Below are 22,998 nucleotides of genomic sequence, written 5' to 3'. Positions count from 1 at the left end.
CTCGCGTCAGTCCTCGAATCCCAGGCTGAGCTTGCGCAGCAGCCCCGCCAGACGCTCGCGATCGCCGCGGGAGAGCGAGCTCAGCAGGGTCGCCTCCGCGTCGACGAGCCGGGTGATCGCGGCGTCCACCCGCACGCGCCCGTCGTCGGTGAGGATGACGAGGATGCTGCGTCCGTCGACCGGATCCGCCTCGCGCCGCACCAGACGGCGGCCGACCAGCCGGTCGATCCGGTTGGTCATGGTGCCGCTGGAGACCAGGGTCTGCTGCAGCAGCTGCTTCGGGCTGAGCTGGAACGGCAGGCCGGCCCGGCGCAGCGCCGACAGCACATCCCACTCCCACGGTTCCAGCTCGCTGCGACGGAACACGTCCCGGCGGGCCCGGTCGAGCAGGCGGGAGAGCCGGTCCACGCGGGAGAACACCTCGAGCGGCGAGAAGTCGAGGTCGGGGCGCTGCGTGTTCCACGCCGCGACGATCCGATCGACCTCGTCGCCGGTGTGCGCGTCGCCGTTGCTCATCGCTCCATTATCGCGGGAGGATCCGCGCCCGCCGCGCGGTCACACGTCGAGCGGGAGCGTCAGGAACAGGCTGTGCGGATCGTCCGTATACGTCCCGAAGGGTTCGCACTCGTCGAATCCGGCCTTTGCGTACAGGCGGTGTGCCGGCCAGAAGCGATCCGATGATCCGGTCTCCAGCGAGATCCGGCGGATCCCCCTGGCCCGCGCGTCACCCACCAGCGTGGCCAGGAGCGCGGAGGCGATGCCCCGGCCGCGCAGCGACGGGGCGGTGCGCATCGCCTTGAGCTCGTCATGCGCCGGCTCCAGCGCGGCCAGCGCGCCGGTGCCGATGATCGCTCCGTCCGCGGTGGCCGCGAACAGGCGGACGTCCGGATCCAGCAGGCGGGCGAGGCCCAGCGCATGCCGGCTCTCGGAGGGCGCGGTGGACTCCATGTCGCGCAGATGGGCGGCGAGGAAATCCGCCAGCTCGGGCGTCGACTCCCGCACGCGGTCGATGAGCATCGTCATGGCTCCACGATGCCCGAGCCGTGTTGCGCGGAGGTTGCCGGCCGGTTCCGGCCGGATCACCCGATCCGCGCATGGCAGAATTGAGGCGCGGACGCCCGGCGACCGCGGTCCGCCGTGGTGTAACGGCAGCACGACAGCCTTTGGAGCTGTTAGGCCCAGGTTCGAATCCTGGCGGCGGAGCATGACGGAGAACACCCTCGCGATCGTCGTCCTGGCCGCAGGCCAGGGCACGCGCATGAAGTCCCGCCTGCCCAAGGTGCTGCACCCGATCGCCGGACGGCCGCTGGTCGGGCACGTGCTCACCACGGCCGAGCGTCTGCACGCTGATCACATCGAGGTCGTCGTGCGGCATGAGCGCGACCAGGTCGTCGCCGCGCTCACCGGCGACCACCCCGGCGTGGTCTTCGTCGACCAGGATGACGTCCCCGGCACCGGTCGCGCCGTGCAGGTCGCGCTGGACGCCCTGCCCGCAGGCTTCGACGGCGACGTGCTCGTGCTCTCCGGCGACTGCCCGCTGGCGGACGCCGACACGCTGAGCGCGTTCGTCGCGGAGCACAGGGCCGCCGCGGTTCCCGCGACGCTGATGACCGCGGTGGTCGCCGATCCCACTGGCTACGGCCGGATCGTCCGCGATGCGCGCGGCGACGTCGACCGCATCGTGGAGCAGAAGGACGCGACCGCCGAGGAGGCGGCGATCCCGGAGATCAACGCGGGCATGTACGTGTTCCGCGCCGCGACCCTGCGCGAATACCTCCCCGCCGTCGGCGTCGACAACGCCCAGGGCGAGATGTACCTGACCGACGTGCCGGGCATGCTCCGCCGGGACGGCGCCCGCGTCGCGGCGTCGGTGGTCTCGGATGTCACCGTCACCTTCGGCGTCAACGACCGGGCGCAGCTGGCCGAGGTCGGGCGGCTGATGAACGAGCGGATCGTGCGCCGCTGGCAGCGCGACGGCGTCACGATCCAGGATCCGGCGACCACGTGGATCGACGACGACGTGACGCTCGCCCCCGATGTCACGATCCTGCCGAACACGCACCTCCTGCGCGCGAGCACCGTCGCGGGCGGTGCGACCATCGGCCCCGACACCACGCTCGTCAGCACCGAGGTGGGGGAGGACGCCGAGGTGCGTCGCTCCGAGGCGACCCTCGCCGTGATCGGCGCCCGCGCCACCGTCGGCCCGTTCTCGTACCTGCGTGCCGGCACGACCCTCGGCGCCGACGGCAAGATCGGCGCCTACGTCGAGACCAAGAACGCCCAGATCGGCGACGGGTCGAAGGTCCCGCACCTGTCCTACGTCGGCGACGCGACCGTGGGCCGCGGAGTGAACCTCGGCGCCTCGACCATCACGGCGAACTACGACGACGTGAACAAGCACCGCACCGAGATCGGGGACGAGGTGCACACCGGCTCGCACACGGTGCTGGTCGCGCCCGTTAGGCTGGGTGCCGGCGCGAAGACCGCCGCCGGAGCCGTCGTCCGCAAGGACGTCCCGGCCGGTGCGCTGGCGATGAGTGTGGCACCCCAGCGCAACGTTCCGGGGTGGGTCGAGCAGAACAGAGCAGGCACGGCCGCGGCGGATGCTGCGGCGCGGGCCGAATCGGCGGAATAGGCGGGTCCGATGGGGCGCAAGAAGAACACGACGGTCGAACTGGATCGCGACAACGACATCGCGCCCGGTCTGGTCGCGAAGACCAAGAAACGGCTCGTCGTCGCCGGAGGCCGGTCCCATCCGGAGCTGGTCGCTGCCGTCGCCGCGGCGCTCGGCACCGAGCTCGCACCGGTCGAGCACCGCACGTTCGCCTCGGGTGAGCTCTACGCCCGTTTCGAGGTGTCGATCCGCGGCTGCGACCTGTTCATCATCCAGTCCTTCGGCGATCCGATCAACGAGTGGCTCGTGGAGACGCTCATCATGCTCGACGCAGCCAAGCGCGCCTCCGCCAAGCGCATCACGGTCGTCGCGCCGTATTACCCGTATGCCCGGCAGGACAAGAAGGGCCGCGGCCGCGAGCCGATCTCGGCCCGCCTGGTCGCCGACATGCTCAAGGTCGCCGGCGCCGACCGCGTGATGAGCGTCGACCTGCACGCCGCGCAGATCCAGGGCTTCTTCGACGGTCCCGTCGATCACCTGTTCGCGAAGCCCGTGCTGCTGGCGCACTTCGAGGAGACGCTCACCGCCGAGGACCGCGAGACTCTCACCATCGTCTCCCCGGACATGGGCCGGGTGCGCGTCGCCGACACGTGGTCGGACAGCCTGGACGCCCCCCTCGCGATCATCCACAAGCGCCGCGACCCGATGGTCGCCAACCAGGTCTCGGTGCACGAGATCGTGGGCGCCGTGGACGGGCGCACCTGCCTGCTCGTCGACGACATGATCGACACCGGCGGCACGATCGTGAAGGCCGCGCAGGCGTTGAAGGCCAACGGCGCGCGCAAGGTCATCGTCGCCGCGACGCATGCGATCTTCTCGGATCCCGCGAGCGAGCGCCTGCAGGACTCCGCGATCGACGAGGTCGTCGTCACCGACACGATCCCGCTGTCGGAGTCCCGGCGGTTCCCCGGTCTGCGGATCCTCCCGATCGCCCCGTTGCTGGCGACGGCGATCAAGCAGGTCTTCGAGGATGGCTCCGTCACGAGCATGTTCGACGGCGCCGCCTGACCGCTCCCACCGGACCCTGAGCCTGCTGAAGGGCCTTGAGCCCGTCGAAGGGCGCCTCATAGGAGACGCACAGGCGTTTTCGCGAAGCTGGATCCATGAAGCTCCCCTCCCCGATTCGTCAAGGATCCGCTGTCGTCGGCATTGCGGGTGCGTTGTTGCTCGCAGGCTGCGCTGCGGAGTCATCCTCCGCCGACACGGCGACCGGTTCCGCACCGTCGCCCTCCACCGAAGCGACTGCATCGTCCGCGACCAGCTCGCCGTCCGCTGTCGCAGGCGAGTACAAGGACGGAACATTCACGGCGGACGGCTCTTACCAGACGCCAGAGACCGTCGAGAAGATCTCCGTCTCGATCACCCTGTCCGGTGGGACGGTCACGAAGGTGAGCGTGACCGGAGACCCGCAGGCGGCCGAGACGACGCACTACCAGACGCAGTTCATCGGCGGGATCTCCGCTCAGGTCGTCGGCAAGAAGCTCGACGAGATCTCGGTGGACAGGGTCGCCGGGTCCTCGCTCACCAGCAAGGGCTTCAACCAGGCGCTCGCCACCATCCGCACCGAAGCCGCCGGCTGAGTGGGCACCTGGCGGTTCGACGCGATCGGCACCGCGTGGCAGATCGACGTGGGCGACGAGGTTCTTGCGGACGGCGAGCGGAGCGCGGTGCTCGGCATGATCGACGACTTCGACCGCACCTGGTCCCGATTCCGTGCGGACTCGCTCGTGACCGCGCTGGCCGAGGAGCCGCAGGAGGTGCCGGTGCCGCCGGACGCCACGGCCATGCTCGAGCTGTACCGCGCGCTGTCCGCGGCGACGGACGGCGCCGTGCAGCCGCTCGTCGGCGACAGCCTGGCCGCACGCGGCTACGACGCCGACTACTCGTTCGCGGATCGCGGCGCCCTGCCCGCCGTGCCGGACTGGACCCAGCAGCTCACCTGGGACGGCGGGGCGCTGGCGCTGGGGAGCCCCGCCCTGATCGACGTGGGCGCCCTGGGCAAGGGCCGCATCGTCGACGTCGTGCACGACCTGCTCGGATCCTTCGGGCACGCCACGCGGATCGTGGACGCGGGCGGGGATCTGCGCGTGAGCGGCCCGCCGATCCGGGTCGCGCTGGAGCATCCGTTCGATGAGACCAGGGCGATCGGGGTCGCGACCATCGCCGACGAGGCGCTCTGCGCGTCCGCGGTGAACCGGCGCGCCTGGCCCGGCGCGCACGGCGGCCTGCATCATGTCCTCGACGCCCGCACCGGCGAACCGGTCCGCACGATCGTCGCGACCTGGGCGATCGCACCGGAGGCGATGCTCGCGGACGCGGCCGCCACGGCGCTGTTCTTCGACGGCGGTGCGGGCTTCTCGGACCGGCACGGTGTGGAATGGGTGCGGATGACCACGGACGGTCGTCTCGAGTGGTCGGCCGGGAGCCGGGTGGAGGTCTTCGCATGATCGCGACGCTGATCGGCGCACGGCAGCGCGTGCTCGCACAGCTCGGACGGCTGTCGATGTACCGGCTCACGCTGTACGCGCTGCTCCTTCTCGCCGTGATCGCCGTGGTGCTCTCCGCGGTCGGGGCGATCGCGCCCACTCCGCTCGAGCTCGTCGCCACGCTGGCCCTGCTGGCGCTCGCGACGTTCTGCACGGACGCCGTGGCACAGGCGCTGCTGCACATCCCGCGCCGGATCGAGTCGTCGCTGATCACCGCGCTGATCCTGCTGTTCGTGGTGCAGCCGGGCGCGAATCCCGACCAGGTGGGCGGCATCGCACTGGCCGGCGTGGTCGCCGCGCTCTCGAAGTACGTCCTGGTGTGGCGCGGCCGGCACCTGCTCAACCCGGCCGCGGTCGGGGCGACCGTGCTGACGCTGCTGGGGCTGGGCTTCTCGGCCTGGTGGGTGGGCACGCCCGTCCTCGCGATTCCGGTGGCCGTGCTCGGCCTGATCGTGCTGTGGCGCACCGAGCGGATCCGCGTCGCGCTGCTGTTCATGGTGGTGTACGTGCTCGTGTCGGGGATGCGGCTGGGGGTGCAGTCCGCGGCCGCGGGCCTCGCGGTCGATCCCGGCGGGATCCTGACGCTCGTGACCCTGCAGTCGCCGATGCTCTTCCTCGCGGCGTTCATGCTGAGCGAGCCGCTCACGCTGCCCTCGCGGAGGGGGCAGCAGCTGGTCGTCGCGGCGGTGGTCGGGGTGCTCGCCGGGTGGCCGATCAGCCTCGGCATCATCACGCTCGGCCAGGAGCGCGCGCTCCTGATCGGCAACCTGCTCGCCGCGATCCTGGTCGCCCGCTCCGGGATCGGCCTGTCGATCGTGCGCCGCCGCGCCGTGACGCCGACCGTTCAGGAGCTGACGTTCCGCGCCCGCCGTCCGTTCCGGTTCCGGCCGGGCCAGTACCTCGAACTGCAGGTGCCGCATCGCCGGCCGGACAGCCGCGGCACCCGGCGCGAGTTCAGTCTGGTGTCGACGCCCGCCGATCTCCCGTTCGTGCGGATCGCGTATCGCGAGACCGCGCAGGGGTCGACGTACAAGCGCGCACTCGCGGTGCTGCAGACCGACGATGTGCTCACGGCGACCGGGGTGTGGGGCGACTTCGTGCTGCCTGGCCGCGACACCCCGGTGCTGCTTGTGGCGGCGGGGATCGGGGTGACGCCCTTCGTCTCCCAGCTGGCCGGACGCTCACGCACGGGCGCGGTGCTGGTGCTCATCGCCTCCGCCGCCGAGGAATGCGCCTACCTGCCCGAACTCGCCGGATCGGGGGTCCGGGTCGTCGTGGTGACGCCGGATCGCCCCGCCGATCTGCCGGGGACGGCGGAGTGGGCCGGTGGAGCGCGCCTGGATGCGGCGCTGCTGCAGCACCTGGTTCCCGATCTGCACTCGCGGCATGCGTTCATCTCGGGCCCGCCGCGGCTGATCGCCGAGCTCGCGCCGGCCCTGCGGGGCGCGCGCGGTGTGACGACAGACGCGTTCGCCGGCTACTGACCCCGCGGCCTCTCAGCGCCCGCCGACGACGCGTTCGATCCGATGTCCGCCGGGCGGGGGCGCGTCCTCGGCTGCGTCCGCGGGCGCGGCCCGCTTCTGCACGGTCGGCGTGTGCGGCAGCCGCACGGTGAAGACGGTCGAGCCTGGCTCGCTGGTGACGCTGATCGAGCCGCCGTGCCCGTCGATGATCGCCTTCGTGATCGACAGGCCGAGCCCGGATCCGCCGGTCGCGCGGTTGCGGGAGCGGTCGCCGCGCGCGAACCGCGAGAACAGCTCGTCGCGCACGGCCGGATCGATGCCGGGCCCGTCGTCGCGCACCCGCAGCACGGCCTCGGATCCCTCCTCGGAGACGGCGATCGCGATGCGGGTCCCCGCGGGAGTGTGGGTGCGGGCGTTGGCGAGCAGGTTGGCGACCACCTGCTGCAGGCGGCCGGTGTCGCCGATGATCTCGACGGGCTCCTCCGGCACATCGATCGACCACTCGTGATCCATCGCCGTGGGCCGGGCGTCCTCGACGCCCTCGATCGCGAGCCGCGACAGATCGACAGTGGAGAGGGTCAGCTCCCTGCCCTCCTCCAGCCGCGCGAGCAGCAGCAGATCCTCGACCAGGCTGGTCATGCGTAGCGACTGCGCCTGGATGCGCTCCAGCGCCGTGTGCGCCGAGGCCGTCGCCGCGTCCTCCTCGGCGGTGGAGCGGTCCAGGGCGCGCAGCGAGAGCTCGGAGTATCCGCGGATCGACGACAGCGGGGTGCGCAGCTCGTGGCTGGCGTCCGCGACGAACTGGCGCATCCGCTCCTCGTTGCGCTGGCGGACGGCGAGTGAGGCGTCAACGTGGTCGAGCAGCGTGTTCAGGGCGGCGCCCACCAGCCCGGTCTCGGTGCGCGGATCCGCCTCGGCCGCGGGCACGCGTTCGGTGATCGACACGTCGCCGCGATCCAGAGGCTGGTTCGCGACCCGGTTGGCGGTCGCCGCCACCTCGCGGAGGGGCCGCAGGGCAAGGCGGATCGTGATCGCCGTCGACAGCGCGAGCAGGATGAGCCCGCCGATCGTGGTGAGGGCGATCACCGAGAACAGCGTGGTGATCTGCGCGTCGGTGGCCGCCCGCGGAAGGCCGGTGACCACCTGGAAGGAGTGCGCGTCCTGACCGGGCATGGAGACGGGCTGATGGGTGAACTGGTACGTGCCGAGCCCGCCGACCTCCTCCTCGTAGCGGCCCTCGCTGAGCGCGGTGACGACCTGCTGGATCTGCAGGCTGGAGAGGTGCTGTGCGACCCGATCGGTGCTCACGTAGGAGCCCGTGACGGCTCCGGAGTCGGAGAGCACGATGACGAGCGTGCCGCTCTGCACGCCGGTCTGGCTGGACCAGAGCTCCGACGCGTCCGGCACCGCGCGCGAGAGGAAGAGGTTCTCCGCCGCGGCGCGCACCAGGCCCTTGCTCGCCGTGCCGAGCTCGTCCTGCAGGCGCCCGTTGAGCACGTTGCCGAGCACGACGCTGGTCGCGATCGCGATCACGACCAGGATGAGCGAGACGAACCCGGTCACCGCCGCCATGAGACGGGTCTGCAGGGAGAGCGGACCTCTGGCTCGAGGGTGGAACAGGCTCATCGGCGGGCTCGGATCACTGCTGCGGGGTCTTGATCATGTAGCCCACACCGCGCACGGTGTGGATCAGCGGGACGTCGCGCCCGGCGTCGAGCTTCTTGCGCAGGTACGAGATGTACAGCTCGACGACGCTCGAGCGTCCGCCGAAGTCGTAGCTCCACACCCGATCCAGGATCTGCGCCTTGGACAGCACCCGGCGCTCGTTGCGCATCAGGAAGCGCAGCAGCTCGAACTCGGTCGCGGTCAGCTCGATCTCGTCTCCGTCGCGGACGACCTCGTGGCTGTCCTCGTTGAGCGTGAGGTCGCCGACCTGCAGGATCGAGTCGCTGGCGTCGGTCATGGCGCCGCCGGATCGGCGGATCACGGCCCGCAGCCGCGCCACCACCTCCTCGAGGCTGAACGGCTTGGTGACGTAATCGTCGCCGCCGGCGGTGAGTCCCGCGATCCGGTCGCCCACCGCGTCTTTCGCGGTGAGGAACAGCACGGGGACCATGTTCCCCTGCTCGCGCAGGCGCTTGAGGACCCCGAGCCCGTCCAGATCGGGCATCATCACATCGAGGACCAGCGCGTCGGGTCCGAAGTCGCGCGCCACCTGCAGCGCCTCGAGGCCGGATCCCGCCGTGCGGACCTCCCAGCCCTCCATGCGGAGGGCCATCGCGAGGAGGTCGGTGAGCATCGGCTCGTCGTCGACCGCGAGGATCCGCAGGGCAGAGCCATCGGGGCGACGCAACTCAGTGGCGTGATCGTTCATGATGACCATTCTCCTCAAATTCCTATGAGCCGACTATGAGAGTGCGAATGTCGGTGGTGCCGATTATCGTCCCCGTCATGAGTGACTCGAAGACCGCCGCACCCGCCATCACAGACAACCGCGCCGAGATCCTCCGCCCGCGTGACGCCGCCCAGGTCGCCTTCGCCGTGACCCGCGCCGCCCGGGAAGGGCGTTCGCTGACCGTCCGCAGCGGCGGGCACGGGTACTGGAAGCCCGAGCCCGGCGGTCTGACGATCGATCTGCGCGAACTCGACGGCATCGACGTGGGCGAGCCGAGCGCGCAGGGGCGGATCGTCCGGATCGGCGCCGGAGCGCTCTGGGGCGAGGTGGCCCGCGCGCTCGCTCCGCACGGGCTCGGCATCAGCTCCGGCGACACCGCCTCTGTGGGGGTCGCCGGGCTCGTGGTCGGCGGCGGGATCGGCGTGCTCGTGCGCGACCGCGGCCTGGCGATCGATCAGCTGCGGGCAGTGCAGCTCGTGACCGCCGACGGGCGGCTGCTCGAGGTGTCGGAGCACGAGCACGGCGACCTGTTCTGGGCGATCCGAGGAGGGGGCGGAAACTTCGGCGTCGTCACTCGGCTCGACTTCGAGGCGCGAGAGCTGGCAGGAGTCGTGGCGGGGGAGTTCAGCACGGACGGCGACCAGGGCGAGTTCCTGCGTGCCGTGAGGGAGACCCTGGCCGACGCGCCGCATGCGCTGACGGCGACCTACATGGATGTGCCGGCGATGGATCCGAGCGCTCCGGCCGGTGCACGGCTCGGGGTCGTCTGGGCGGGCACGGACCAGGCCGATGCCGCCGTGGCACTGGCGCCGCTGACCGCGCTCGACGGGGTGCGCGGATCCCTCGCCCCGCAGGCCTACGCTGACGTGCTGCTCGACATGCCGCACGATCCGGACGACCCCGGTGCGCCGGTGCTCTCGGTGACAGGCCTGTACGGCCAGCTCGACGACGCCCTCATCGACCGCCTCGTCGCCGTGCGGCGGGCCCACCCCGCCTCCGCGATCTTCCTGCGGTCGCTGGGCGGCGCGTTCGGCGAGGTGGCGGAGGAGGCGACGGCGTTCCCGGGGCGGAGCGCGACATGGTTCGCGATGGCGATCGTCTTCGATCTGCCGGGCATGCTCGACGACGACACCCGCACCCGGGTACGCACCGAGCTCGCGGAGATCGCGGAGGGCCGGCTCGCGGCCTACTCGAACTTCACGAACCCCGCCTCGATCACCAGCACCGCCGACTTCCACACCGCCCCGGCATGGGGACGGCTGCGCGAGCTGAAGGCGCAGTGGGATCCGCAGAACCTGTTCACCCGCAACCACAACATCGCACCGGGGTCCTGACGGCGTCCCGCCAGGACCGACGACAGTGCCTTAGCGCGCGCATAGATTCGTCATCATCCGCCCCAAGGCCGGGCTCCTAGCGTCACCTCTATCGCTGTGAACGATGAGGAGAACCATGTACGGGACCTACCTGCGCCGGGAATTGGCTGGGCGGAAGAAGCAGACGGTGATCGTCGCCGTCGGCCTGGCGGTCGCGATCGCGCTGGTGATCGTCGTGAACGCACTGTCCGCAGGCGTCCGTGACGCGCAGACGCAGGCTCTCGCGAGCGTGTACGGCGTCGGCACCGATCTGACGGTGACGGGCGCTCAGGCGGCCAGGGGCAGTGACACCGGCGGTCAGCGCTTCGACTTCGGTGCGGGTGGCGGGACCAGCAGCGCCGACGGCGGGAGCACCACGCTGAACCAGTCGGTCCTGCGCGCCTCGCCCGCTCGCGGGACGCTCGACACCACCGCGGTGAAGACCGTCACGACGACCTCGGGAGTGGCGGCCTCGACCGGCGCGCTCAGCCTGACCAACCTGAACTTCGACGGCCAGGTGCAGCAGGGCGCCACCTCCGGCGCGCAGCAGCCCTCGACCGGCGGTACCGCGGGCACGGGTGAGGGCGGCACCGGAAAGCGGGGCGGGTTCGGCGGCGGCCGATTCGGCATCAACTCGTTCACCGTGCTCGGCGTCGATCCGGCGGCGGGCTCGACCGTCGGTCCGCTCTCCTCGGTCAAGGTCTCGTCCGGCCGCACTCTGACCACCTCCGACAACGGCCAGCTCGTCGCACTCGTGGACAGCACCTACGCCACCTCGAAGAGCCTGTCGGTCGGCGGCACGATCAACGTCGGCGGATCCACGGTCTCGATCGTCGGCATCGTGGCGTCCTCCTCCGACTCGGCGGACACCGCCGCGAACGTCTACATCCCGCTCGACACGGCGCAGAAGCTCGCGAGCACCGGTGACGTGGTCTCCACGGTGTACGTGAAGGCGACGTCATCGTCGCAGATCGACACGCTGCAGACGGCTCTGACCAAGGCGCTGCCGACCGCGACCGTGAGCTCGCAGGCCGAGCTCGCGTCCACCGTCTCCGGATCTCTGTCCAGCGCGGCCGGCCTGATCTCCGGGCTGGGCACGTGGCTGTCGATCATCGTGCTCGTCGTGGCCGTGCTGCTCGCGGTGCTGTTCACGCTCTCCGGCGTCGCCCGCCGCACCCGCGAGTTCGGCACGCTCAAGGCGATCGGCTGGTCCAACGGCCGCATCGTGCGCCAGGTCGCCGGGGAGTCTCTCGTGCAGGGCCTGATCGGCGGCGTCGCGGGTCTCGCGGTCGGCGTGGCCGGGATCCTGATCGTGAACGTGATGCACCCGACGATCTCCGGCTCGACCGCCTCCGGATTCACCCGCCGAGGTGCGGGCGGAGCCGGAGCCGGCGGCACCGGAGCGGGCGGAGGCTTCCCCGGAGCCGCGGGCGGGGGAGGAGGCACGGGCGGACGAGGAATCGGCCAGTCCGTGCAGGACGTGGTGCTGCACGCGCCGCTCAGCGTCGAGATCCTCATCGCCGCCGTCGGCCTCGCGATCCTCGCCGGGCTCATCGCCGGCGCGATCGGCGGCTGGCGCGCGGCCCGGCTGAGCCCCGCGGAAGCCCTGCGGTCCGCCGCATGAGCGCCCAGGAGAATCAGACGACGGCACAGACGCAGACGACCGCACAGGAGGACACCATGAGCACCATCGAGAGCGTGCCGGCCGAGGCGCCGGCGCTGTACCGGCTGACCGGGGTGACCCGCACCTACAAGGGCAACGGGAAGTCGGTGACCCCGCTGATCGGGGTGACCGCCGAGATCGGCGCCGGCGAGTTCGTCACGATCCAGGGGCCGACCGGCGGGGGCAAGTCGACGCTGCTGCAGCTCCTCGGCGCCCTGGACCGGCCCTCCGGGGGGTCGCTGATCCTGGGCGACACCGAGCTGTCCTCGGCGTCGAACAAGGAGCTCGGACGGATCCGCGCCGAGGAGATCGGCTTCGTCTTCCAGGGGTTCAACCTGATCCCGACCCTCACGGCTCGCGAGAACGTCGCGATGGCGCTCGTGCCGCTGCGGATCCCGGCGGATGAGCGGCGCACCAGAGTGGAGGAGGCGCTCGCGCACGTCGGACTCGCCGATCGCGACGATCACCTGCCGGGCGAGCTCTCCGGCGGCCAGCAGCAGCGCGTCGCGATCGCGCGGGCCATCGTGAAGAGCCCGCGCGTGCTGCTCGCCGACGAGCCCACGGGCAACCTCGACGAGGAGATGCGCGACGAGATCCTCGACCTGCTCGAGTCGCTCTGCGCCGGCGGCCTGACGCTCATCGTCGTCACGCACGACTCCGCCGTGGCCACGCGGGCGCACCGACGTCTGCGCCTGAAGAACGGCCACCTGAAGCAGGAGTGACCCCCACCCGCCCCCCATTGACGGCGAGACTGCAACGGCGCGGCGAGACAGCAGCTAGTTGCTGCAGTCTCGCCGCCCAGATGCAGTCTCGCGGGTTGGTGGCGGGTCGAAGGGGGCCGGGGTCAGTGGGTGTCTTCGGCTTCGATCTCGGTGCGGTCGCCCGACCACTGGGTGTGGAAGGTGCCGGGCTTGTCGATGCGCTTGTAGGTGTGCGCGCCGAAGAAGTCGCGCTGGCCCTGCACGAGTGCGGCGGGCAGGCGGTCGGCGCGGATCCCGTCGTAGTACGACAGCGAGGACGAGAACGCGGGAGCGGGGATCCCGGCCTGCGCCGCGGCCACGACCACGCGGCGCCACGCGGACTGCGCGCGGCCGATCGCCTCGGCGAAGTACGGCGCGGTCATCAGCACGGGCAGATCAGGCGTCTCGGCGTAGGCGTCGGCGATGCGGTTCAGGAACTGCGCGCGGATGATGCAGCCGCCGCGCCAGATCTTGCTGATCGCGCCGAGGTCGATGTTCCACCCGTACTCGGCGGCGCCGGTGCGGATCTCGTCGAAGCCCTGCGAGTACGCGACGATCTTCGACGCGTACAACGCCAACCGCACGTCTTCGATGAAGGCGGCTTCGTCGCTGACGGTGAACTCCTCGTCGGGGCCGGGGAGGATCGCGGCGACCGCGCGCTGCTCGGGGTGCGAGCTCAGCGAGCGGGCGAAGGTCGCCTCGGCGATGCCGGAGACCGGCACGCCCAGCGCGAGCGCGGTCTGCACCGTCCACGCGCCGGTGCCCTTGGCGCCCGCCTGATCGAGGATGACATCCACGAGCGGCGCGCCGGTGGCCGCATCGACCTGGCGCAGCACCTCGGCGGTGATCTCGATCAGATACGACTCGAGCTCCCCGCGGTTCCACTCGGCGAAGATCTCCGCGATCTCGGCGGGCGTCTTGCCGGTGCCGCGGCGGATGAGGTCGTACGCCTCAGCGATGAGCTGCATGTCGGCGTATTCGATGCCGTTGTGCACCATCTTCACGAAGTGCCCGGCGCCGTCGTGACCGACGTGCGTGACGCAGGGCTCGCCCTCGGCGATCGCGGCGATGGAGCGCAGGATCGGGCCGAGCGTGACCCAGGACTCGTCGGATCCGCCGGGCATGATCGAGGGGCCGGTCAGCGCGCCTTCCTCGCCGCCGGAGATCCCGGCGCCGACGAAGTTGATCCCGGTGGCGCGGACCGTCTTCTCCCGGCGGATCGTGTCGGGGAAGTACGCGTTGCCGCCGTCGACGATGATGTCGCCCGGCTCGAAGACCTTCACGAGCTCGTCGATCACGGCGTCGGTGCCCGCGCCGGCTTTGACCATGATGATCGCGGTGCGCGGCTTCTGCAGGCTGTCGGCGAACTCCTGGTAGGAGAAGGTCGGGAGGAACCCGGCTTCGGGGTGCGCGGTGACCAGCTCGTCGGTCTTCGCGCGGCTGCGGTTGAAGATCGCCACGGTGTTGCCCTCGCGACTGGCGAGGTTGCGGGCGAGATTCGAGCCCATGACGGCGAGTCCGACGACTCCGATGTTGGCTGCGGCAGGGGGCACGGGGGTCTCCTCAGGATGGCCGGTGGGGGATGGGACTCAGCGTATCGCGGTTGCCCGGTTCGCTCGATGCGTGCGTCGAGCCGGGTGCACGAGCTGAACGGCATGTAACGATCCGAACAATCGTGGTGCGTTACCGGGCGAAAACTGGACGCCGTCGGACTAATGTCGTGCGCGGGGCGCGTGAGCCGAGGTACGCTCACCACACCTCGAAGATGTCGGCGATCGAAGCAGATCGCGGGCGACCCGAATCGGAAGGCAATCACAATGATGCGAAAGAAAGCCATCGCGGGTGTCGCAGCAGCAGCGGCGCTGTTCCTGCTGGCCGGCTGTGCGAACCAGGCCGGCGGCACACCGACGTCCACCAGCGGAGGCGGCGGGCTCAACGTCCCGACCGTGACCTCGGTGGACACGCCGAAGGACGCGGTCCTGCCCGCGGGCGACGGCAAGGCCACCTGCTCCAACCTCACCATCGGCTACATCGGCGCCGAGACCGGTCCGAACGCGCAGCTCGGCATCAACATCTTCAACGGTGTGCAGCTCGCGATCGACCAGCACAACAAGGCGAACCCGGGCTGCCAGGTCGCGTTCAAGAAGTTCGACACCGAGGGCGACCCGAACAAGGCGACCGGCCCGGTCACCCAGGCTGTCAGCGAGGCGGATATCGTCGGCGTCGTCGGCCTGCCGTTCTCCGGCGAGTCGAAGGCGACCGGAAACATCTTCGAGCAGCAGGGGCTGGTGCACATCACCCCGTCCGCCACGAACCCGGACCTGACCAAGAACGGCTGGTCGACCTTCTTCCGCGGCCTCGGCAACGACTCCCAGCAGGGTCCCGCCGCCGCGAAGTTCGTCACCGACACGCTGAAGGCCAAGAAGGTCTACCTCGTGCAGGACGACTCCGACTACGGCATCGGCCTGGCCAACGCGACCAGCACGGCGCTCGGCTCGGCGAAGGTCGGCGGCGACAAGGTCACCACCGGTCAGAAGGACTTCTCGGCCGTGATCTCCAAGATCATGAACGCGAAGCCCGACGCGGTCTACTACGCCGGCTACTACGCGGAGGCTGCGCCGTTCGACCAGCAGCTCGTCGCGAAGGGCTACACCGGCTCGTTCGTCGGCCCCGACGGCGTGAAGGACGACCAGTTCATCAAGCTGGCCGGCGACGCGTCGAAGAACGCGTACTTCACCTGCCCCTGCATCCCGGGCGAGCTGTTGACGACGTTCGAGGGTCAGTACAAGGCGGCCTGGAACGCCGAGCCCGGCACCTACTCGATCGAGGGCTACGACGCGGCGACCGTGCTGCTGAGCGGCATCGACGCGGGCAAGACCAGCCGCGCCGACCTCAAGGGCTGGGTGAAGAACTACGACAAGGACGGTCTGAGCAAGCACTACAAGTGGGACTCCACGGGCGAGCTGCAGGCGCCCGCGGTCTACGGCTACAAGGTCGACAGCGGCAAGATCGCCTACATCGGCCCGATCGGTCAGTGATCGCGATCCCGCGGCGCGATGCGTGCATCGCGCCGCGGGATCCTCTTTCCCCCTGCTCTTTCCCGGCGCAACGAAGCGCCCCCTGTGGAAGCGAACCTGAATGCTGGAGCTCGTCGCCCTGTCCGTCGTGCATGCGGACTCGTCCTGGATCAACTTCGATGTCAACGCCCTGTTCCAGAACTTCTGGAGCGCCACCTTCGACGGACTGACCTTCGGTGCCGTCTACGGCCTCATCGCGGTCGGCTATACGCTCGTCTACGGCGTGCTGACCCTCATCAACTTCGCGCACTCCGAGGTCTTCATCGTTGGTGCGTACGGCGTGGTCATCACGCTGACCTCGCTCGGCTTCGGCCCGAGCGCGCCGACGATCGGTCCGGCCGCGATCATCATGGATCTCCTGCTGGCACTCGTGGTCGGCATGCTCGCCTCCGCGGCGACGGCGTTCATCGTCGAGCGGGTGGCCTACAGACCGCTGCGCAGACGCAACGCGCCGAGGCTCGCGTTCCTGATCACCGCGATCGGCGTCTCGTTCGCGATCCAGTACCTGATCTTCCTGCCGTTCATCGGCGGCGCCAACGCGCAGCCGGCCGTGACGATGTTCATCCCGACGCCGATCTTCGACGTGTTCGGCACGATCATCAACAACCAGCAGATCATCATCGTGCTCGCGGCGATCATCCTCATGGTCGGCACCGACATGTTCATCCGCCGCAGCCGGACCGGCCGCGGCATCCGTGCCGTCGCGCAGGATCCGGACACCGCGACCCTGATGGGCGTCTCGAAAGAACGCACCATCATGATCACGTTCATCATCGGCGGCCTGCTCGCCGGTGCGGCAGCGCTGTTCTACGTGATGCTGGTTCCGTCCGGCGTGATCTACAACGGCGGGTTCATCCTCGGCGTCAAGGCGTTCGCCGCAGCCGTCCTCGGCGGCATCGGCAACGTGCGCGGAGCGCTGCTCGGCGGCATCCTGCTCGGCGTCGTCGGCAACTACGGGCAGATCCTGCTGGGGGACGCGCAGTGGGCCGACGTCGTCGCGTTCGTCATCCTGGTCCTCGTGCTGCTGGTGCGACCCACCGGAATCCTCGGCACCACCCTCGGAAGGAGCAAGGCATGAGCACCTCATCCGACGGCCCCCGTCCCCTCCCGACCGCGGAGTCGACGCGCGAGGCGATCGAGACCGAATCCGTCGTCACCGTGCGCCGCGGACCGTTCCGCGGCATCCGCGAGCGCTGGAACGAGCTGTCCCGGCCCGCGCAGTGGGCGTGGATGCTCATCCCGGTCGCGATCGCGTACGCGATGCCGTTCATCAACTTCTTCCCGCTGTCGACCTCGCCCGGCAACGACTGGCCGCTGACGCTGTTCGCGATGGCCGTGTACGCGCTCGTCGCGGTCGGACTGAACGTCGTGGTCGGCTACGCGGGACTCCTCGACCTCGGCTACGTCGCCTTCTTCGCGGTCGGCTCGTACACCGCGGCGATGTTCACCAGCCCTGACTCGCCGTACCTAAAGATCCCGTACCTGTGGACCCTCCCGCTGGCGATGGTGATCGCGATGATCTTCGGCGTGGTGCTGGGCGTGCCGACGCTGCGCCTCCGCGGTGACTATCTCGCAATCGTGACGCTCGGCTTCGGTGAGATCGTGCGGATCCTGGCGACCATCATCCCGGCGATGAAGGGCCAGGTCGGGTTCCAGAACGTCGGGCGCCCGCCGGGCGACGGCCCGAACGGCATCCCGATCTTCGCGAACTCGAACGGCACGCCCTGGTACTGGCTGACCGTGACGATCCTGATCATCATCCTGCTGCTCGTCGGCAACCTGGAGCGGTCGCGGGTCGGCCGTGCCTGGATCGCGATCCGCGAGGACGAGGATGCCGCAGAGACCATGGGCGTGCCCACCTTCAAGTACAAGGTCTGGGCGTTCGCGATCGGCGCCAGCGTCGGCGGCCTCTCCGGTGCGCTGTTCGCCGGCCAGGTCGGCTTCGTGAACAACCAGAAGTTCGACGTGCAGACCTCGATCCTGTTCCTCGCCGCAGTCGTGCTCGGCGGCACCGGCAACAAGGTCGGCGCGATCCTGGGTGGTGCGATCGTGGCGTACATCCCGCTGCGCTTCACCGCGATCGCCGACTACAAGTACCTGATCTTCGGCGTCGCGCTCGTGATCCTGATGATCTACCGTTCGCAAGGCCTGGTTCCGGCGAAGATGCGGCTGATGGCGTATTCCCGGAAGGCGGTCGAGTGGATAGCGCCACCGAAACCGCCGAAAGCCGATACGGCGGCACCGGAAGGGAGCGCGTCATGACAGACCAGAACGAGAACCTCGAGCCGGTCGTCGACGGCGCCGAGCCCGACATCGCGGCCGGGGAGGTGCCACCCCTCGTCGAGGGCGCGGAGTCGGAGCGCGAGATCGAAGTCGAGGTCGGTGAGAAGCTCGTCGAGGTGAAGGGCCTCACGATCCGCTTCGGCGGCCTGACCGCCCTCGACAACGTGACGTTCGACATCAAGCGCGGCGAGATCCTCGGGCTCATCGGCCCGAACGGCGCCGGAAAGACGACGTGCTTCAACGCGATGACCGGCGTCTACCGGCCCACGAGCGGCGACGTGCTCCTCGAGGGGCAGTCGGTCAAGGGCCGCAAGCAGCACCAGATCACGCGGATGGGGCTCGCCCGCACCTTCCAGAACATCCGCCTCTTCGGCGAGATGACGGCGCTGGAGAACGTCGTGGTGGGCCTGGACGCCCGGCACCGCACCTCGGTGCCCGGTGCGCTCGTGCGTTCGCCGCGGCACATCCGCGAGGAGAAGAGCTCGGTGGACCGCGCGATGTCGCTGCTCGAGTTCGTCGGCATCGCGCAGCATGCGCAGAAGCGTTCGCGGGATCTGTCCTACGGATCGCAGCGCCGTCTCGAGATCGCGCGGGCTCTCGCCACGGATCCCAAGCTGCTTTGCCTGGACGAGCCGGCCGCCGGCTTCAACCCGGCGGAGAAGGAGGAGCTGATGGCCCTCATCCGGGCCATCCGCGACGAGGGCTACACGGTGCTGCTCATCGAGCACGACATGAAGCTGGTGATGGGAGTCACCGACCGCATCGTGGTGCTGGAGTTCGGCCGCAAGCTCGCCGACGACGTGCCCACCGCCATCCGCAACGATCCGCGTGTGATCGCCGCCTACCTGGGGGAGCCCGAAGATGACGCTGCTTGAGCTGAAGGACGTCGCCGTCCACTACGGGCGGATCAAGGCGATCCACGACATCTCCTTCTCCGTGGAGGAGGGCGAGATCGTCTCGCTGATCGGCGCGAACGGCGCGGGCAAGACGACCACGATGCGCACGATCTCCGGATTGCTGAACCCGTCGAGCGGCTCCATCCTGTTCGAGGGTCAGGACATCACGAAGATGAAGGCGCACCTGCGCGTCATGCTGGGGATCTCCCAGGCGCCGGAAGGCCGCGGGATCTTCCCGGGAATGACGGTGCTGGAGAACCTCGACATGGGCACCTTCGGCCTGAAGAACAAGTCGGGGGTCGCTGAGTCGTATGAGCGGGTGTTCTCGCTCTTCCCGCGCCTGGACGAGCGCAAGAAGCAGCTCGGCGGCACGATGTCCGGTGGCGAGCAGCAGATGCTCGCGATCGGCCGTGCGCTCATGTCGCAGCCGCGCGTGCTGCTGCTGGACGAGCCTTCGATGGGGCTCGCGCCGCAGTTCATCCGGCAGATCTTCAAGATCATCACGGAGATCAACGCGCAGGGCACGACCGTGCTGCTCGTCGAGCAGAACGCGAACCAGGCGCTCGCCCGCGCCCACCGCGCGTTCGTGCTGGAGACCGGCGCGATCACCCGCACCGGGACGGGCCGGGAGCTGCTCGCGGATCCGGCCGTCAAGGAGGCCTACCTCGGCGTCGGCTGAAGGCCGCAGGGTCTCACCATCAGAACCGCGTCGTCCGAGAGGGCGACGCGGTTCTTCGTGTGGGTGTCAGTCCTTGCGGTAGCCGGAACGGCCCATGGAGAAGAGGGCGCCGAAGCAGAGCACGGTCGCGCCCACGGCCATCAGGCCGATCAGCCAGGCCAGCGCTTCGGAGAGGAATGCACCATCGGTCATGCCCTACAGCCTAGCGTCCGCGTGGCGCAGGGAAGTCGGGTAACATGGACAGGTCCTCGGCGAGGGATGGCGCGCGTGCGCGCACATCCGTGATCGACGCGGCGAGCTCCTGCTCTCCTTTCCGTCGTGCCGAGACGACGCACCCAGACCACCGCGCAGCCCGAGGCCGCGCGTGAACAAGGAGAACATCATGTCGGAAGACACCAAGGTCACCGCAGAGCTTCGCACGGGCTTCGGCAAGGGCTTCGCCCGCCGCCTGCGCGCGAACGGTCAGATCCCCGCGGTCATCTACGGCCACGGCACCGACCCGGTGCACGTCGCGCTGCCGGGCCACCAGGTCACGCTGATCATCCGCCGCGCCAACGCGCTGCTCGAGCTCGACATCGAGGGCCGCGCCGAGCTCGCCCTGGTCAAGGACGTGCAGAAGGACCCGGTGCACCAGATCATCGAGCACATCGACCTGCTGGTCGTGAAGAAGGGCGAGAAGGTCTCGATCGAGCTCCCCATCGTCGTCGTGGGTGAGGCGTTCGCGGGCACTATCGTGCAGCTGGAGAACACGCACCTCGCCGTCGAGGCCGAGGCCACCCACATCCCGGAGAACGTCGAGGTCTCGGTCGAGGGCCTCGAAGAGGGCGCGCACATCACCGCCGCCGACGTGAAGCTGCCCCAGGGTGTCACCCTGGCCGCCGACCCCGAGCTGCTCATCGTCGCCGTCTCCGCGCAGGCTGCTGCTGCGGAGTCCGAGGAGTCCGCAGAGGCTCCGGCCGCTGCGGAGTAATCCCGGCGGCACCCTCCCCGCACTGCATACGGCGAAGGGAGGCGCGATCCGTTCGCGCCTCCCTTCGCCGTTTCAGCGAGTGCCGTCGTCCTGCGGCGGCGCTCCATGAGAGCGGTCGTTTCGCGATCGCCGAGGATCCGGAAGGATGGTCGTCATGGCGCAGACGTGGCTGGTGGTCGGGCTCGGCAACCCCGGAGCGAAGTATGCGGCGACCCGGCACAACGTCGGGCAGCTGGTGGTCGACGAACTCGCCGCGCGGCGCGGTGAGACCTTCCGCGAGCACAAGGGCGGGGCACGGGTCGTGGAGACCTGGCTGCGCCCCGGCGGCGACAAGATCGTGCTCGCCAAGCCGAACACCTACATGAACGTCTCCGGCACCCCGGTCGCCGCTCTCGTGCGGTTCTACTCGGTCGATCCGGAGCGGGTGATCCTCGTGCACGACGAGCTCGACATCCCGTTCGACACGATCAAGCTCAAGGTCGGCGGCGGTCACGGCGGCCACAACGGCATCCGCGACGTCGCGCAGGCGCTCACGACGCCGGAGTTCCCGCGGGTGCGGGTCGGCATCGGACGTCCCCCGGGGCGTCAGGATCCGGCGGACTGGGTGCTGTCGCCGTTCGCGTCCGCGGAGCGGGCGAATCTGCCGATCTTGGTCTCGGATGCGGCGGACGCCGTGGAGCAGCTCATCGGCGAGGGCCTGGTCGCTGCGCAGCAGAAGCATCACGCGCCGCGCTGAGGATCGGATCCGGGCGCGCGGCGTTTGGATCGGCCCTCTCGGTCAGCGTGCGCCGAGTCCCACGACCGCGCCGAGGAGCACGGCCAGATAGGCCACGCCCACGAACACGACCGGGCCGATGCCGGCGATGATGACGGCGGCGATGCCCGCACCGCGCCCGCGTCGCTTGGCGATCGACACGATCCCCTGGACGAGGGCCCAGATCCCGATCGCGGTCGCCGTCCATCCGGTGATCTCGAACCACAGCACCAGGTCGCGCACGGGCGTCAGGAAGGCGAGGCTGCCGGACTCGAACGAGCTCACACTGACCGACGCCGAGGCACCCCGTGCGATCTGCCAGGCCAGCACGGCAGCAACGGCGGTGAGGGCGACGGTCGCGACGAGCGAGAGAATCAAAGCGATGCGTCCGAGCGCCGGCCCGTGCGGTGGCGTCGCGGCGGGGGCGTAGGGCGCTGCGTAGCCGGCTGCGGGGCCGGCGAAGGCGCCGGGCGGGGCCTGATAGACCGGAACAGGCGGCACGGGGCTCCCCGGCTGCTGAACGGGCGGTGCGTACGGAGCGGGAGCGGTGTACGGATTCATCGGCGGGGCCGGAGGCGCGGCGGGCGAGCCTGGTGTGGCGGGCGGCGGTACGGGCCAGGGCTGCTGCGGATCGGTCACGCCCTCATCCTAGGGCGGCGTCCGGGTCCCGCGTTTCGATAGTCCTGCCGGTTCTGAGCCTGTCGGAGGGACGTGTTGCAGCGGCCTGTTGGTCCTGCACAGGCAGCACTTTCGAGAAGTTCTGCACAGTTCGGTTATGTATCGGGATCTGGGGTTTGAATGTCGGTGGCCCCGGGTTAAATGGGGGTATGACCTCGACCACGGCAGACACCCTCGAGCAGTTGGAGCAGCTGCTTGCGGGGGTGTGCGGGTCGGTGCAGATGGGCCGACAGTTCGAGCACGCCACAGCCGCGGAACTGGTCGGCCTGCTGCAGATGCTGGGGCAGGTGCAGCGCCGGGTGGATGCGGTGCTCACCACCGTCACCGGGGAGGTGGCGGATCGGGATTGTCGGCTGTCCGTCGAACGGGTGTCGTCGGCGGCGGGGTGTCGGGATGTGACCGAACTGCTGCGACGCACCCTGCGGGTGGATGCGGGCACCGCCCGGAGGTATGTGACCGCCGGCGACGCTGTGTACCAGGGCACCCAGTTGTCCACGGGCGACTTGCTTCCCTCCCCGGTTCCCGGCGCTCGGTGCGGTGTTGCGGGACGGGGTGGTGTCGGTGACCGGGTTGCTGGCCGCGACCGGCCCAGTCGAGCGGGCCGGGAACCGGATCAGCACCACCCAACGCGACGCCGTGGACCGGCTCCTCGCGGACACCGCCCGCGGGTTGGACATGCGGGATGAGCACGGGCGCCCGGGCCCTGCCCCGACCACGGATGAGCTCGCCGACTATGCACGAGCGTTGATGCTCGCCCTGGACCCGGACGGGGCCGAACCCGAGGATGCCCGCGCGAACCGGAACCGGGGCATCACCCTGGGGCGTGCCCGGGACGGGTTGGTGCCGATCCGGGGCGGGCTGCTGCCGGAGGTGGCGGGACAGTTGCAG

23 protein-coding genes and 1 tRNA gene are annotated in these 22,998 nt (G+C 69.9%); 17 read left to right on the top strand and 7 right to left on the bottom strand.

The genetic code is table 11. From position 1 onward, the window contains the following. Nucleotides 1–6: 6 nt before the first annotated feature. Both ABD882_RS00160 and ABD882_RS00155 read right to left on the bottom strand, forming a co-directional pair. Nucleotides 7–516 carry a MarR family winged helix-turn-helix transcriptional regulator gene (locus tag ABD882_RS00160; RefSeq protein ID WP_345183120.1) on the bottom strand — a complete coding sequence of 170 codons (510 nt, stop codon included), beginning with the start codon at nucleotides 514–516 and terminating at the stop codon, nucleotides 7–9. Nucleotides 517–555: 39 nt separating this feature from the next. Beyond that, nucleotides 556–1,023 (bottom strand): GNAT family N-acetyltransferase, encoded by a 468-nt coding sequence (locus ABD882_RS00155; RefSeq protein WP_345183118.1) that lies wholly within the window; start codon nucleotides 1,021–1,023, stop codon nucleotides 556–558. 108 nt (nucleotides 1,024–1,131) lie between these two features. On the opposite strand from ABD882_RS00155, the gene ABD882_RS00150 reads away from it, so the two are divergent. From ABD882_RS00150 to ABD882_RS00125, 6 genes are all read left to right on the top strand, one after another. Then, nucleotides 1,132–1,203 (top strand) — tRNA-Gln (locus tag ABD882_RS00150). Nucleotide 1,204: 1 nt separating this feature from the next. Beyond that, entirely contained in the window at nucleotides 1,205–2,635 is a 1,431-nt protein-coding gene (gene glmU / locus ABD882_RS00145; RefSeq protein WP_345183116.1) for a bifunctional UDP-N-acetylglucosamine diphosphorylase/glucosamine-1-phosphate N-acetyltransferase GlmU, read from the top strand. Between the two features lie 9 nt (nucleotides 2,636–2,644). After that, nucleotides 2,645–3,682: a ribose-phosphate diphosphokinase gene (locus tag ABD882_RS00140; RefSeq protein WP_345183114.1), complete on the top strand. Its 1,038-nt coding sequence runs from the start codon at nucleotides 2,645–2,647 to the stop codon at nucleotides 3,680–3,682. 95 nt (nucleotides 3,683–3,777) lie between these two features. Beyond that, nucleotides 3,778–4,254 carry an FMN-binding protein gene (locus tag ABD882_RS00135; protein WP_345183112.1) on the top strand — a complete coding sequence of 159 codons (477 nt, stop codon included), beginning with the start codon at nucleotides 3,778–3,780 and terminating at the stop codon, nucleotides 4,252–4,254. After that, the gene (locus ABD882_RS00130) at nucleotides 4,255–5,121 is read left to right on the top strand and encodes an FAD:protein FMN transferase (protein WP_345183110.1); all 867 of its coding nucleotides are present in this window, start codon (nucleotides 4,255–4,257) and stop codon (nucleotides 5,119–5,121) included. It abuts the gene before it with no gap. Continuing rightward, nucleotides 5,118–6,644, top strand: coding sequence for an FAD-dependent oxidoreductase (locus ABD882_RS00125; protein WP_345183108.1), 1,527 nt, complete (start codon nucleotides 5,118–5,120; stop codon nucleotides 6,642–6,644). The genes ABD882_RS00130 and ABD882_RS00125 overlap by 4 nt, the downstream gene beginning before the upstream one ends. Before the next feature lie 12 nt (nucleotides 6,645–6,656). Here ABD882_RS00125 and ABD882_RS00120 read toward each other — a convergent pair whose 3' ends face one another. Then, nucleotides 6,657–8,249 (bottom strand): sensor histidine kinase, encoded by a 1,593-nt coding sequence (locus tag ABD882_RS00120; protein WP_345183106.1) that lies wholly within the window; start codon nucleotides 8,247–8,249, stop codon nucleotides 6,657–6,659. 13 nt (nucleotides 8,250–8,262) lie between these two features. Next, nucleotides 8,263–8,997, bottom strand: a complete 735-nt coding sequence (locus ABD882_RS00115; RefSeq protein WP_345183104.1) for a response regulator transcription factor — start codon at nucleotides 8,995–8,997, stop codon at nucleotides 8,263–8,265. A gap of 77 nt (nucleotides 8,998–9,074) precedes the next feature. On the opposite strand from ABD882_RS00115, the gene ABD882_RS00110 reads away from it, so the two are divergent. The 3 genes from ABD882_RS00110 (at nucleotide 9,075) to ABD882_RS00100 (ending at nucleotide 12,755) form a co-directional block, all read left to right on the top strand. Then, a complete protein-coding gene (locus ABD882_RS00110; protein ID WP_345183102.1) occupies nucleotides 9,075–10,352 on the top strand; it encodes an FAD-binding oxidoreductase in 1,278 nt (425 codons plus the stop codon). Nucleotides 10,353–10,467: 115 nt separating this feature from the next. Further along, nucleotides 10,468–11,994 (top strand): FtsX-like permease family protein, encoded by a 1,527-nt coding sequence (locus tag ABD882_RS00105; protein WP_345183100.1) that lies wholly within the window; start codon nucleotides 10,468–10,470, stop codon nucleotides 11,992–11,994. Between the two features lie 56 nt (nucleotides 11,995–12,050). Next, a complete protein-coding gene (locus tag ABD882_RS00100) occupies nucleotides 12,051–12,755 on the top strand; it encodes an ABC transporter ATP-binding protein (protein ID WP_345183098.1) in 705 nt (234 codons plus the stop codon). Nucleotides 12,756–12,877: 122 nt separating this feature from the next. On the opposite strand, the gene gndA is transcribed toward ABD882_RS00100, so the two are convergent. Next, nucleotides 12,878–14,326 carry an NADP-dependent phosphogluconate dehydrogenase gene (gene gndA, locus ABD882_RS00095; RefSeq protein ID WP_345183096.1) on the bottom strand — a complete coding sequence of 483 codons (1,449 nt, stop codon included), beginning with the start codon at nucleotides 14,324–14,326 and terminating at the stop codon, nucleotides 12,878–12,880. A 264-nt stretch (nucleotides 14,327–14,590) separates the two neighbouring features. On the opposite strand from gndA, the gene ABD882_RS00090 reads away from it, so the two are divergent. From ABD882_RS00090 to ABD882_RS00070, 5 genes are all read left to right on the top strand, one after another. Then, complete coding sequence (locus tag ABD882_RS00090; protein WP_345183094.1) at nucleotides 14,591–15,811, top strand: branched-chain amino acid ABC transporter substrate-binding protein; 1,221 nt, start codon at nucleotides 14,591–14,593, stop codon at nucleotides 15,809–15,811. Nucleotides 15,812–15,911: 100 nt separating this feature from the next. Next, nucleotides 15,912–16,928, top strand: coding sequence for a branched-chain amino acid ABC transporter permease (locus ABD882_RS00085; RefSeq protein ID WP_345183091.1), 1,017 nt, complete (start codon nucleotides 15,912–15,914; stop codon nucleotides 16,926–16,928). Continuing rightward, a complete protein-coding gene (locus tag ABD882_RS00080; protein ID WP_345183089.1) occupies nucleotides 16,925–18,112 on the top strand; it encodes a branched-chain amino acid ABC transporter permease in 1,188 nt (395 codons plus the stop codon). Before ABD882_RS00085 ends, ABD882_RS00080 begins: the two co-directional genes overlap by 4 nt. Further along, nucleotides 18,109–19,008, top strand: coding sequence for an ABC transporter ATP-binding protein (locus tag ABD882_RS00075; RefSeq protein WP_345183087.1), 900 nt, complete (start codon nucleotides 18,109–18,111; stop codon nucleotides 19,006–19,008). Before ABD882_RS00080 ends, ABD882_RS00075 begins: the two co-directional genes overlap by 4 nt. Then, the gene (locus ABD882_RS00070) at nucleotides 18,995–19,708 is read left to right on the top strand and encodes an ABC transporter ATP-binding protein (protein WP_345183084.1); all 714 of its coding nucleotides are present in this window, start codon (nucleotides 18,995–18,997) and stop codon (nucleotides 19,706–19,708) included. Before ABD882_RS00075 ends, ABD882_RS00070 begins: the two co-directional genes overlap by 14 nt. Before the next feature lie 66 nt (nucleotides 19,709–19,774). Here ABD882_RS00070 and ABD882_RS00065 read toward each other — a convergent pair whose 3' ends face one another. Continuing rightward, nucleotides 19,775–19,900, bottom strand: coding sequence for a hypothetical protein (locus tag ABD882_RS00065; RefSeq protein WP_345183082.1), 126 nt, complete (start codon nucleotides 19,898–19,900; stop codon nucleotides 19,775–19,777). A 190-nt stretch (nucleotides 19,901–20,090) separates the two neighbouring features. Between ABD882_RS00065 and ABD882_RS00060 the strand changes: the two genes are divergently transcribed. Both ABD882_RS00060 and pth read left to right on the top strand, forming a co-directional pair. Continuing rightward, on the top strand, nucleotides 20,091–20,678 hold the full coding sequence (locus ABD882_RS00060) for a 50S ribosomal protein L25/general stress protein Ctc (protein WP_345183080.1): 588 nt from the start codon (nucleotides 20,091–20,093) through the stop codon (nucleotides 20,676–20,678). A gap of 154 nt (nucleotides 20,679–20,832) precedes the next feature. Next, nucleotides 20,833–21,414 (top strand): aminoacyl-tRNA hydrolase, encoded by a 582-nt coding sequence (pth, locus tag ABD882_RS00055; protein ID WP_345183078.1) that lies wholly within the window; start codon nucleotides 20,833–20,835, stop codon nucleotides 21,412–21,414. A 42-nt stretch (nucleotides 21,415–21,456) separates the two neighbouring features. Here the strand turns inward: pth and ABD882_RS00050 are convergent, their stop codons facing one another. Next, complete coding sequence (locus tag ABD882_RS00050; protein ID WP_345183075.1) at nucleotides 21,457–22,071, bottom strand: hypothetical protein; 615 nt, start codon at nucleotides 22,069–22,071, stop codon at nucleotides 21,457–21,459. A gap of 576 nt (nucleotides 22,072–22,647) precedes the next feature. Between ABD882_RS00050 and ABD882_RS19065 the strand changes: the two genes are divergently transcribed. Next, nucleotides 22,648–22,998: DUF222 domain-containing protein (locus tag ABD882_RS19065; protein WP_425563310.1), on the top strand; the 351-nt coding region annotated here is incomplete at its 3' end.

Origin of the sequence: Microbacterium panaciterrae (assembly GCF_039541635.1) — a bacterium.
GTDB lineage: Bacteria > Actinomycetota > Actinomycetes > Actinomycetales > Microbacteriaceae > Microbacterium > Microbacterium panaciterrae.
The sequence above is the reverse complement of the archived record's forward strand: the minus strand, read 5'-3'. Positions and strand labels throughout refer to the sequence as shown.